Here is a 12,607-nt window from a genome sequence, read left to right on the forward strand (position 1 = left end):
ATCTAAATTAGTCATTAACGCCTATTTCAGAGAATACAAATGGTATTTCCTGACTTTTATTTTCTTTTTTTTTAGAGTCCTTCATCATATTGTTTTTCCTTTTTCCTACGTATTAACAGCCTCTAATGGATTTTCAAGCAAATAAAACACTTGTTTTTCGGAATTAAGAGCAATATATCCACGCAAATACCTTCCCAATAAAATTATTAATTAGCCTTTTTTTTCTGCGAATTGAAAAAAATTAAAATACATTTTCGCTAATTTTTCTGAATTGCATTATATCTCCAATTGACAAAAAATTTATTGAATATCATGCCTTTATAAAATTGAGAATAATGAAAGCCTTGTTATTACCTTCCGTGCATGGAGTATTGGCGGTTAAAGAACGGACGAAAAAACTATTGGGATATACGTTTAGCGATTTGACAGTCAAAGAACTAGCAAATAACTATCTCATGATGCAAAAGGGAGAAATTCCCGAAGATTTAAAGATAATGCTAAACACCCTTAAAGGACAAGGCGTCACCAGCATTGAAGTTGAAGATCCAACATATAAACCCATAATTGATTCCTTCGAAGGGTTAAATGGTATAATATGTGATGATATTGCTTTTCTGAAAGAATGTCGTGAGAATATGATCCAGTTTTGGATGGATTCAAAAATTCCATTCACCGCAAAAAAAATTACCGAACGAGCAAAAATTCTTTCTGAAATTATGATTAAAGCTCAAATTGCTGAGAGTGCTACCCAAGAAGATTTTCAAGTTAAACAAGCAGTGGATACAATTGATGATTTAGATAAATCAATTAATTTCTTTTCATCCCGCTTACGGGAATGGTATGGACTACATTTCCCCGAATTAACCGATAAATTGATAGGAGATAATATACAATTTGCACGGTTTGTTTCAAAGGTTGGATTAAGAAGTAATTTTACCCCAGAAATTCTTCAACGAGAAATTGGATTAAAAGAAGATCGTGCCATATTTTTGACAGAAAAAGCACAACGATCCATGGGAGGACTTCTATCACCGACTGATTTTCAAATTATTCAAGACCTTTCCAATCGAATTTTAGACTTGCATGCCTATCATGATCAGTTGGAAAACTATATTTCCGAAACATTAGGGCGAATCACCCCCAATTTAAAAGCAGTTATTGGAGCACCCATCACAGCCAAACTTATTTCCATTGCAGGAAGTTTAGAACGCTTAGCATACATGTCCTCGAGCACAATTCAAGTATTGGGCGCGGAAAAAGCGCTTTTTAAGGCGATGCGAGCGGGTGGAGATACACCAAAATATGGAATTATTTTCCAATGGAATAAAATTCGAGGAGAAAAATCCTATTTACGGGGAAAAATCGCTCGAATGGTAGCAGGAAAAATCAGTATTTTAGCCAAAGTAGATTATTATAAAGGCGAATTCATTGGAGATCAGTATAAAGTCAATATTGATAAAAAAATAGCCCACCTCCAGCGTCAATTCCCAAAACCACCTGTGAAAAAAGAATATTCAAGAGATAAATCCAACCAGTATTCAGATCGTTCCGATAGGGGTAAAAAGAAGTATGATAGAAATAAAAGTTCTGGCTACAGTAAAGGTGGAAAGGGAGGCTCCAGTAAAGGTAGAAAAGGGGGCTACAATAAAGGTGGAAAAGGGAGCTACAGTAAAGGTGGAAAAGGGAGCTACAATAAAGGTGGAAAAGGGAGCTATAGTAAAGGTGGAAAAGGGGGCTACAATAAAGATGGAAAATCAAAAAATTATAAGAAGGAGAACTAATTATGGCACGCTTTAAGAAACATCCAAAATTTGAAGGTATTTATACATCTGGATTCAAAGAACGGCAACGAATCTATACAGTAAACTTTGATCGAAATCGTGTGGTTTATGGAGAAAAATTATTTGATGATGGAAATACTCAATACCGAGAATGGAATCCATATCGATCAAAACTATGCAGTGCAATAAAAAATAATGCACGAAAAACCAATATTGGTAAAACCACAAATTTACTATATTTAGGCGCATCAAGTGGAACTACAGTAAGTCATTGTAGTGATATTATTACCCACGGTTCAATTTATGCCGTCGAATTTTCTCCGCGCAGTCTTCGAGAATTAGTTCAAAATTGCACTGATCGAAAAAATGTTATTCCAATTTTAGGTGATGCTAATAAACCAAGCGAATATAGCATGTTTATCTCCGGATCAGTCGATGTTATTTTCCAAGATGTAGCTCAACCGAATCAAACTGAAATTTTAATTAAAAATGTCAAACAATTTTTAAAACCCCGCCAAGGTATGTTTATTTATGCCATTAAGGCCCGATCCATTGATACAACTGCAGATCCAAAAGAAATTTTTGATAAGCAAATTAAAATGTTAGAAAAGAACGGATTACAAGTCACCGACAATGTGAATATTTCATCTTTTCAAACCGATCATGTCGTACTCTTTGGTCGTTTAGTGGAATAAGATCATATAAAGGAAAATTTTTTTTACTACCCTATTTAATTTCTTTAACTCTTCCAATCTTTCCTGAGGTTAATCGAACTTTGATTCCATGGGGATGTTGTGGCGAATTTGTTAAAATATCTTTCACAACACCAGTAGTTAATTGTCCATTGCGTTGATTCTGCTTTTCAACAATGGATACTGATAAACCAGGTTTGATATTTTTTCTTAAATTACCGCTCATTAATAAGTTAGGAATAACAAGATGTTAAAGTTTCTTTGAACAAAAAATTAATATTACCAGAAATAAGAGAAAAAAGTTTATTATTAAACTCATTAATTTAGAAATCTGTTAGTTTTGTTTGTTTTTTCTTTATATTATATTTATTCACAATATTTTCAGCCGTCTTCCACCAGGTACGGACGATCGGAGGGAAATTTTTATGTTGTTGATAGTATTCATCTAAGAATTTTTTTGTATAGGGATCAGAGGGATAACCACTTCCCACCCGTCCATATTTTTCAGTATAGGATGCCAATATCAAATCTCGCTCATATTTAGCCAGAATTGAAGCAGCACCCACCACCTTGAATATTGAATCCCCTTTATGTTTAGAAATGATCTTTTGTGGAGAAAATTGCAACATTGACCCGATTGTTCTGCCAAATCGATCTTCTTTGACATCGCACGCATCAAGAAATATTTCATCGGGTTTGTTCTTCACGTTATTTAATAGCTTAGCAAAATTGGTTTCTTCAATTTGGTTCAATGTTAATTTTTGTTCGTCATGTAGGTGGTTGATTTCTGTTGGTGAAATAACTAATACATCCCAAAAATCAACAACTTCTTTGATCTTTTGGGCCATGGACGCTCTTTTTTTCGGAGAAAGTTTCTTTGAGTCATCAACACCGATCTCTTCAAGAATGTCCAGTTTATCATGAGCAATAATGGCACATCCAATTACGAGAGGTCCAATAACAGGTCCCCGCCCGGCTTCATCTAATCCAGCAATTAACATTTTTATATCCATGTTTGAAAAGATAGAGACAAATAATTAATTTTCTATTAAAAAACAAGAAAATTTGTTTCTATAATGAATGGTCTTGAGATTTTTGGGTACTGTTCCTACGTTTCTTGATCAGTTTCTTAAATTGATCAGGATGTTCCAATTCTTTGAACTCTTTGGGTAAAATGTAGGGAACAGCATTTTGCTTGGCAATTTCTTCATCATAGATGTTTTCATCATAAACAACTCCACTAGAATTTTGTCGGGGAACGTGCTGGATGAATTCTTTTTGAGCTTCATGGCGTGGGCTGGCAAAAATTCTGTCACACTGCGTTCCTCCAACAAAAGTATAATCAGCGATATCTCTGCCTTCTTCGTCTTCTTGATATACAAAAAGATCAAAGGGTGATGTGCGAGGCCAAAAAACTTGATACCCTGCGTCATTTACAATTTCATTAATTTCTCCCATAAATTCCCGAGTTTTGGAAGAAATCCGCTTTTGCAAAGCAGAATCCAGTTTAAAAGCACGCATCGAATTCTTTAAGAACTTAAAAAAATCGAGGGGTTCTATGACCGATTCTCCAAATAATAATTCCATTTTGTTAGCATGGTCAATAGAAGTGCGCATATTCTTTAATTCATATTGTGAAATTGCTTTTGGAGAAAGATCAATTTTTTCTGCTAAGGATTTTCGAGAAAGATTATGTTTTTTTCGTAAATCAGAAAGTTTCTCACCATTAACGTCAAAAAATAAACCTCCTTTCTTTGCAAAAGCTAATGCCATAGGAATTTGAGGAGATTGAATGATTTTATGAAAGGTATATAAATTAATCGCAATTAAGTCTTTTCTTATATAAATACTATCATCTTCTAGCAACGTGTGGCGATTTTTGACAGCAATTAGCAAGGGGATCGCAGCCATTAGACGACTTACTAACTTTATTTCATTCACAATATGGGGTTTTATACTGTCGATATTTTCAATAATTTTAATTAACAGATTGGGAGCATATTCTGACTTAGATTTATGGCGTGCTATGATCTCAAAACACATCTCCATACCCGAATAGATGTTCACAAATACATCATACCCAGCTTCCTTAAGAAAGCCCATAGAATTCGAATATATATCTTGATGTGAGATCATTTCTTTCTCCTATCTTATTTTAAAAACTGAGGCAATAAAAGAATTGAGAAAAATTTAAAACTAAGACAATAAATGAATTGAGAACAAAAAAAAATCAATCCAACTCAAGTCCATAGTCATAATTCATAAAGACGCGTGCCATCTTTCTTCCATTTTCGGTGAAATAGATGCGATAACTTTTTCCTTGTTTTTTCCGGGTAATGAATTTCCAGTGATCCCGCAATTTAGCAATAACTTTTGAATTTAACCGTATTTTTTCAGAAGAATCTTGCTTCCGAGGATTGCTGTTGGGAGTAACTTTCATTATTTTGTGCTTATTGAAAATCAAATTTTGTAAATCTTTTTGCATCACAAATTTTCTCTTCCGCTCGTATCGGTCATTTTCCATCAACCATAAAATTAACTGCATAGTTTGAATCAAAAGGAGGGAAGGTTTACGAAATTCCATTTTGGGAGGGACAGCGGAGAGCATTGCACCTTTATGAGTGGATTTTTCTTCGGGATTATAATCAAGGGAATAGGGATAGGTAAAGGAAATATTATCCCATAATCGGACTGCATCCATATTAGCGATCGCAACCATTTTACTTCCTGTGCCCATATTAATCATGAATTCTGTTGAAATTTCAGGATGACTCAGATTTTCTGTGGATATTATTTGGGCAAGGAGCGATATAATATCATAATAATCTATATAATCCGCCCCTTTTTGAACGATTGGAGTATTAGGTAAACGTTTGGTTATGGTTTGAATATTAGTTTCAAGATGTTCTTGAAAAATATCTTCTTTTTTCCCGTTATGATGAATATAATAAATTACATCTGGTTGTTCTTTGAAAATAGGATCAGTAATTCGATCAAATTCCTTTGAATTATAGGTAATATGAACTTTCCGAAAAGATTTTCCACTAGTGTCATCTTTGGTATTTTTTGTCTTGGGCAAAATATAACCTCCAACTAAATTAAAGAGTCACCTATATTTAATATTTCTCTATTAAATCAATTTCCATTTAGTTAATTTTCGACCATTAAATTCTTCATTATTTGATTGAGTAGAAAGGTAATGCCAAACCAATATTTCTGAAAACTCTTGAGAAATTTGATTGCAGATTGATCCTTCATTATCAACATATAATATATAACTATTTTTATGATCAGATAGAATCTCTTCCATGACTTCTATTTTAAAAAATTGATCTGCATCATCTTCATTAGGTTTCATTATTAGCTTACCCGTAAATCGTTCAAAATGAGTGATCATTTTATGGAGGGTTTTCAGCGTTCCATTAGTCATTAAGAAAGCCGGTCTTCCAGTAAGAAAAATAATTTCTACATTTAATCGATATAACTGCTGGAGAAACTTTTTAGCACCTGGAATAATTTGATCATGATGTAAATATTGTTCCGAAAGGAAAGATTTAAGAAATTGGGCATTAATTTCTTCAAAGGTTATTTTCTCCGCCACAAATTCAGAAATAACTTCCATAATAGAATATAAGCAGTGTTTATTTTGATTAATTTTTTGAGTAATTTGCACCCAAGGGAGATGTGGAAAGTGAGGTTGGAGGTGTTGTTGAAGAATTACCATTTGCCTCGGGAAATTATCGATAAGCGTTCCATCTAGATCAAGAATCATTGTGATCTGCTTAGACCTATTTCGGAGTTTTTTTTTAATGAGTTGGAGAAGTTGATCACTTGTATTAATTCGAGAATAGAGAATATTCAATAAGGGATTTTTGTCGGAGTTATCTCTAATATAGCAATTTTCAGAGTTCATCATTCATATTATAATAGACAATTCATTTCAATATCGATAAATTAGCATGACGAAAACAAATCTTTGGAAATCTGCAATAAAAAGAAAAAATTATAATAATGGCTCAAAGATCTGAATTAAGGCGCGAATATTCTTTTCTACAGAAAGGTTCAGAGATTTTTGATATGCATTATTGCTACACTCACTTAGAAGTTTTGGATCACTCAGAAATTTGGTAAGAACAGTAGCACTTTGTTCGGGCTTATTTAAATTCAACTTTAAACAACTTTCTTTATGTATCAGTAGATCTCCTGCACCAATTCTAGGAGTATCATCTAACACAACTAAACATCTGCACAAAGCAGCCTCCATAATGGTCAATCCAAATGGTTCATAGCTACTGGGATGTAGATAAACATCGGATTGATTCAAAGCAACAATTAATTCTTGTGGATTTTTTCTTCCTTGAAAAGTTATGTTAAAATCAAGGTTATAATCTGATACATATCGACGAAGTTTCGAAGCATATTCCAAATCAACTGGTTCCCCATAAATATTGAGATGAAAAGAAAATGTAAAAAAGCGACAAAGATTAATTACTCGCTCTACTTCTTTTTCTGGGGATAGACGACATATAACAATGAATTCAACCTTTTTTTGTCTAGAATTCGCTAAGGACAGAATTTTGCGGGATCGAGGATGAACAGTTGCATTTTCAATAAAATTTGGGAGAATTGGAGGATATACTACTTGGGTTGGGACTTTGAAATGCGATGAAGCCCAATACGCAGCATCTTTACTCAAGAAAATACAAACTGTCGCCATCTGGGCTATTTTTTTTTCAAATTCATATATTATTTGAAAATCTTGGTCACTATCAAAAAATTCAGGGGCTCGAGAAAAGCAGCGGAAAAATTGATATATCAGAGGTATATTAGTAATCCAATTCAATTTTTGCAATGCTTCAGAACAGTGCCAATCTACAACAAGAATACAATCGGGATCAAAATTATTGATTGTGGATTGATTCGCCAAAATGCCCATACAATACGAATGATAATCTGAGGAAAATCCTAAATTTTTCTGAGAGTGGACTGGAATAGCTACAATTGAAAGTTTTTCGGAAAAAATCGGCAATTTTTTAGTGGCTTGTTCTTGAGCACACACCACCAGAAGTTCATGTCCTTGTTTGATCAATTCAAAAACTTGTAATCGGGACACGGTGCCATTTCCAGAGAATATAGGCTCTAAAAATTCAAAAGTAAAATAAATAATGCGCATGCTAATCGAGATCTTATTCTTCAAAAAGTTTCTTCTGAGATCTGAAAATTAAATATTCCAATTTAATTTCGTCATTTTGACCTTTGATTTGGCCTTGATCATCGAACCAGTCGGGATGTTTTTGAATTTCTTCAGCAATATCGTTTAATAAAAATTGCTCATCCCCTTTTAAAAATCCCAACGAAGTATCTAACGCCGGAGAAAAATTATCAATATTCATGATCAAGAGATATCTTTGCCCAGACATCTCAAAGTTATTAAAAATAATGAAATCGTATCCTTTTTGTTTTGGTTTTCTGCATTTTATGTTTTGTAAAGTCAATTTTTGTTGTTCCACAAAACTTTTTAATACACTATAGGTCATACCTTCCAAACTTTGAGCTGTTTGATCTTCTTCTGTCCCCCAACGTTCATATTCCCCATTAAGTGATGAATAGATTGGAGTGATTGGCATTCCATAGGAATTTACTAATTGAATTTCAAAGAATCGCATGATTTTTTCCCATTCAATTGAGGGATCATAGATCGAATCGGAACCAACATCAATAAATTTTGATGAAAAAGAAGGTGAAATTCCGGCTTTGAAAGAATCTGCTACAGATTTAAATGCAGTTTGTAAATTTTCTTTAGTGCGCTTGGTCTCTAGTTGGTAATGTCTTTTCTTATCCTTTAAATAGTTCTGATAAAACGTAGCGATTTGTACATCAACCCAATTTAGGTAAAATTCTGCCCCAGAGACATCTGAAAATTGCCCTTTCGACATCCGTTTAAAAAATTCCGCAAATATATGATGGGCATTCTTAACTGAGGCCGGCCAATCATATGGGTTAGTTTCCTGATATTCTGATACAGCTAAAATCCCAAAAAATCCTCCATGGATGAACTCCTTTTCAACATAATAATAGGAATAGAGAGAACTATCAGGTAATCCTAGTTTAATCCGAATGATGTCTCGATTAGGAAAGGCAGAAATATAGTTTAAGAAAATATCTTCATGATCTTCGATAATCTTCTCTTTAAATTGCCCATTTTCATATCTCCGATGAAACATGATATCTTGGTCCCCTTCAAGCGAACGAGCAAAAATTAAATCCCAAACGAGCATAAATAAAATCCTTCCTTTTATATCATTAATTAATTCCATTTGTTTTATTTGGGTTGTATTGGAAATTTTTCACAAAAATTTTCTATTTCCTAAATTTGATATTTAATGAAAAATTCTTCATCCTATGCAGAACTCTCCAAATTTATCACCTCAACAACAACAAGAAGTAGTGAGATTACAACAACTTCAACAGAGTTTAGAAATGATTATGCAACAAAAAGCAACGATGGATGCTCAAGCAAAAGAAATGGACTTTGCAGTTGGCGAACTTGAAGCAGCTCCTGAGGATGCAGTTGCTTATAAATCAGTTGGTGGGATATTCATTAAAAAAGATCGAACTGAACTTTTAACTTCAACCAAAGATCGAAAAGAAACATTGGAAATGCGCGTTAAATCATTGAGTAAGCAAGAAGACAACATTAAATCTCAATTTGAATCCCAACGCAAAAAAGTGCAAGAAATGTTTAAAGCAGCAGGGATTCAATAAAATTTATTATTCACTTTTTTGGAGTTTTTTATGTTGAAACTAGTTGAAGTTCAAGAATCAATTAAGCAATTTCTACCCATGTTTCTTTTGGAAGTGAAACAAGCCACTTCCATAGGGATTACTGCCCATACAAATGCGGATCCCGACGCATTAGCTGCTGCAATGGGGTTGAAAAGTTTTCTTATCCACATGTTTCCAAGCAAAGAAGTAAAAATAATTTTACCACAATTAAACAAAATTGCAGAAAAGGTTTATAAAGAAGTATTTCCCGAAATTCCAACTTTTTTAATTGAAAGAAACTGGCCACCCGCTTTAGATTTACTCATTTTGGTTGATACAGGAGATTTAAATATTACTGAACTACCTCCAAAGTTTATACAAGATACAAAGGGAAATTTAGTAAAACGAATTATTATCATTGATCATCACACTCGACTGGAGAACTTGGATGACCGTGTTATTTGCAGTTTGATTTTGGGAGATCTTTCTTCCACTGCAGAAATAATATCGCTCTTCTACCAACTTCAAAACATAATTCCCACTCCAGAAATAATCAAAATCCTACTCTTAGGAATTATTACTGATACAGGCCATTTTAGATATGCTAATACAGTATCATTAGAAAATACTAAGTATTTATTGGAAGAAGGGGACATTCAACTTTCGGATGTGACATTACATCTGCAAAAACCGATGACACGTTCCGAAAAAATCGCTCGGATCCGGGGAGCGATGAGAGTTGAAAAGTTGCATTTGATCAAAGATTATGTGATTGCTTTCAGTCACGTTTCAAGTTATGAAGCGAGTGCATGCAAAGCTTTAATTGAGCTGGGATATGATGTTAGTTTTGTAATTTCTTATGAAAAGAACAAGAATGGTTTTCGCATTTCATCTCGGGCTAAAGAGCAGATTATTAAACATGAAGGTCTTCATTTAGGGAAATTACTGACAGAAATAGGTTCAGAATTTAATGGTTCAGGAGGGGGACATGATGGGGCCGCAGGATGTTATGGAATTTTGGCCAAAGAAGCATCCAAAAATAAACCAAAAACCTTCATGGATCAAATTATACCCCCCGTTTTAAAGAAATTGCGAAAAATTATTAATAATCCATAAAAAGATACTCTTTTTAATCGTCGTCTTCAAGATCAGCAGCATAGAATTCCTGATAGCAATCAGGACACAATCCATGTGAAAATAATAATTCTGAATTCTTTAAAAAAAACGACTCAATTGGAAGCCATTCATCTTCCCCATCTCGGATTTGTTTGCAATGGGAACAAATAGGAAGTGTGTTTCCAATATTTTTTAGCTTAGCAGCTGTTTCTGATTGAATTAAGGAGTTGATCAATTTTGGTTCAAGATAAAAAGAGAAACTCACTAAAAAAGCCCCTGTTGCTAAGGTTACAAGCATTAATCCAGGGATAGTTTTTGTTAGACGCGTTAAATACAAAATAAAAGCGAAAATACTAAAAAAAAACCCCCCAATTAATGTTATCGATGCTTTTTTTTTCAAATTAGACGGAGATCGATAAAAAATTAGCAAACAATAATAGAAAAAGAGCATTGCAATTAATCCCGTAAAAATTGTCAGCCAAATATGAAAAGATCCGTTTGTTTGAAAACTTTCTGCCCCGGTTTTAAGAATGATGCTAATTGCGGCGTCTTCCTCAAAAGAACTTATCACAATTCCGGCCGTAAAAATACCAAAAACTAACATTTTGATCGGATCTAATGAAGACCGAGTCAATTTATCAAATACAGAAACAAGAAAGAAAGAACTAATGATTAAGATAAAAATTTCAAAAATAAAAAGAGTTTTAGAAAGAATTAGCAAAGCAAACCCACCACCTACGATGTAGAAGAAAAGGGAAATCCATGAAAACATTAAAAATTTGTTAAAATCAGATTCAATCCGTTTATATTCGCGATACATTATAAAAGCACTCAATAAAGCAATCAGACTTGCCAAAAAATACATAATTACTTCAATATTCCAATTGAGTGAAAGTAAAACCATAGCATCTAATCCTTTGCAACGAGCAATTTTTGTAAAATAATATTTATTGCTCAATTAAGTGATTATTCTTAATTAATCTAGTTACTAAATAATTCTTTTTTATTCTAACATTTGGGGAAATGGGAGATTTTTTCAAACATCCCACTTGCGAGTTTCGTCACCTTGAATTTTTTGAGTTGCGGAAGCATCTCCTCGAATAGTTAATTGATTAATATCATCCGCTTGATTTAATAACAAATTGTACTGCTTCATCAAGCTATGATTTAATCGAAATTGCGTTGGATCATCAGAAAATTTAAGTTTTAGTTCTTTCTTTAACGTAAAAACAGAATCTCCCAGTTGTAAATTGAAATCCAAGATCGAGATCGGAGCAGTTGCGGATATCGCAGCAGGGTTAAAAAAATAATCAAGTTTTAGCATGAACTCATAAATTTCACCCGCTTCAAAGGGACGGAGCCATGCTTTCCAATTTTGACCAATTTTTTCAAAAGGAAAGCGAATCGTAGTAGGTTTGTGTTGAATTGCTTCATACATCTTACATGAACCGACTGTAGGAGTCATTAACAGAATGGGATTTGGATGAAGAATTTGCGTGGCTTGTTGAGTTAATATTTGGGATTTTGTTTCCAATTCAACCGCATCTTCAGCAAAAACAAATTTTCCTGTTGATTGAAGTGCAAAGTTATACATTAAGAGAACATTATGATCATTTCCAATACCAATGGAATCAATAGAGGCACCATATTCCTTTGCCATGTGAGCATATTCCATATAACGTTGAAACCGATTTTCATGAATATCCTCAGAAGAACAACCCCAATCCGGTTGCCCATCACCCAATATTATGATTTTCTTCGTTAAAAGTAGACCATTATACAGTCTCAGTCGCTTCAATGCCAGATCAAGTGCATCGCGTAAAGGAGTACTCCCTTGAGGAATCAAATATTGGATAGAATTCAACAAATCTTGGCGAGATATGGCATTAATCTCTTTTTCATCAATCACCACTTGAACTGGATCCCCAAATGTGATCAACGTAAAAATCGTGCCATCGGGTAAATTTCGAATTTGTTCCAATAAAGAAGAAATTGCAGCTTGATATTTATTATCGTCAAACATAGAATTTGATAAATCCAATAACCAGATCCCAAAAAAAGGTAGTCGAATTGTTTCTTTATTCGGAATTACCTTCAAATTGATTGCGAGAGAAAGATGATCACTGCGAGGAGAACATGTAATAGATTGTAAGATATCAAGATGGGGAATATTGGAATTCATAGCAAGCACACGAAATCTGACTAATTTCATCTTAAATTTTGTTTCTTATATGTTTTTATTTTTATGTAAAC

The 12,607-nt window shown here is 33.6% G+C and carries 13 protein-coding genes; 4 read left to right on the plus strand and 9 right to left on the minus strand.

The genetic code is table 11. From position 1 onward, the window contains the following. The first annotated feature begins 335 nt into the window (after positions 1–335). On the plus strand, positions 336–1,781 hold the full coding sequence (locus NEF87_RS11235; protein ID WP_457919881.1) for a hypothetical protein: 1,446 nt from the start codon (positions 336–338) through the stop codon (positions 1,779–1,781). 2 nt (positions 1,782–1,783) lie between these two features. Further along, the gene (locus tag NEF87_RS11240; protein ID WP_371806645.1) at positions 1,784–2,476 is read left to right on the plus strand and encodes a fibrillarin-like rRNA/tRNA 2'-O-methyltransferase; all 693 of its coding nucleotides are present in this window, start codon (positions 1,784–1,786) and stop codon (positions 2,474–2,476) included. A 31-nt stretch (positions 2,477–2,507) separates the two neighbouring features. Here NEF87_RS11240 and NEF87_RS11245 read toward each other — a convergent pair whose 3' ends face one another. The 7 genes from NEF87_RS11245 to NEF87_RS11275 all read right to left on the minus strand — a co-directional run bounded on the left by NEF87_RS11245 (position 2,508) and on the right by NEF87_RS11275 (position 8,790). Next, positions 2,508–2,699 carry a YwbE family protein gene (locus NEF87_RS11245; protein WP_371806646.1) on the minus strand — a complete coding sequence of 64 codons (192 nt, stop codon included), beginning with the start codon at positions 2,697–2,699 and terminating at the stop codon, positions 2,508–2,510. A gap of 97 nt (positions 2,700–2,796) precedes the next feature. After that, positions 2,797–3,486: a ribonuclease HII gene (rnhB, locus tag NEF87_RS11250; RefSeq protein ID WP_371806647.1), complete on the minus strand. Its 690-nt coding sequence runs from the start codon at positions 3,484–3,486 to the stop codon at positions 2,797–2,799. A gap of 58 nt (positions 3,487–3,544) precedes the next feature. Continuing rightward, a complete protein-coding gene (locus NEF87_RS11255; protein ID WP_457919882.1) occupies positions 3,545–4,609 on the minus strand; it encodes a helix-turn-helix domain-containing protein in 1,065 nt (354 codons plus the stop codon). A 94-nt stretch (positions 4,610–4,703) separates the two neighbouring features. After that, positions 4,704–5,552, minus strand: coding sequence for an HFX_2341 family transcriptional regulator domain-containing protein (locus tag NEF87_RS11260; protein WP_457919883.1), 849 nt, complete (start codon positions 5,550–5,552; stop codon positions 4,704–4,706). Between the two features lie 51 nt (positions 5,553–5,603). Next, positions 5,604–6,389, minus strand: a complete 786-nt coding sequence (locus tag NEF87_RS11265; protein WP_457919884.1) for an HAD family hydrolase — start codon at positions 6,387–6,389, stop codon at positions 5,604–5,606. Positions 6,390–6,476: 87 nt separating this feature from the next. Then, a complete protein-coding gene (locus NEF87_RS11270; protein ID WP_457919885.1) occupies positions 6,477–7,670 on the minus strand; it encodes a glycosyltransferase family 4 protein in 1,194 nt (397 codons plus the stop codon). After that, a complete protein-coding gene (locus NEF87_RS11275; RefSeq protein ID WP_371806652.1) occupies positions 7,660–8,790 on the minus strand; it encodes a hypothetical protein in 1,131 nt (376 codons plus the stop codon). Before NEF87_RS11275 ends, NEF87_RS11270 begins: the two co-directional genes overlap by 11 nt. Positions 8,791–8,875: 85 nt before the next feature. On the opposite strand from NEF87_RS11275, the gene NEF87_RS11280 reads away from it, so the two are divergent. Beyond that, positions 8,876–9,238, plus strand: coding sequence for a prefoldin subunit beta (locus NEF87_RS11280; protein ID WP_371806653.1), 363 nt, complete (start codon positions 8,876–8,878; stop codon positions 9,236–9,238). A gap of 30 nt (positions 9,239–9,268) precedes the next feature. Next, the gene (locus tag NEF87_RS11285) at positions 9,269–10,354 is read left to right on the plus strand and encodes a DHH family phosphoesterase (protein ID WP_457919886.1); all 1,086 of its coding nucleotides are present in this window, start codon (positions 9,269–9,271) and stop codon (positions 10,352–10,354) included. A gap of 13 nt (positions 10,355–10,367) precedes the next feature. Here the strand turns inward: NEF87_RS11285 and NEF87_RS11290 are convergent, their stop codons facing one another. Both NEF87_RS11290 and NEF87_RS11295 read right to left on the minus strand, forming a co-directional pair. Then, positions 10,368–11,312: a hypothetical protein gene (locus tag NEF87_RS11290; RefSeq protein ID WP_457919887.1), complete on the minus strand. Its 945-nt coding sequence runs from the start codon at positions 11,310–11,312 to the stop codon at positions 10,368–10,370. A gap of 78 nt (positions 11,313–11,390) precedes the next feature. Beyond that, positions 11,391–12,536 carry a vWA domain-containing protein gene (locus NEF87_RS11295; RefSeq protein WP_457919888.1) on the minus strand — a complete coding sequence of 382 codons (1,146 nt, stop codon included), beginning with the start codon at positions 12,534–12,536 and terminating at the stop codon, positions 11,391–11,393. Positions 12,537–12,607: the final 71 nt, after the last annotated feature.

This window comes from Candidatus Lokiarchaeum ossiferum (assembly GCA_025839675.1).
Lineage (GTDB): Archaea > Asgardarchaeota > Lokiarchaeia > Sigyniarchaeales > Promethearchaeaceae > Lokiarchaeum > Lokiarchaeum ossiferum.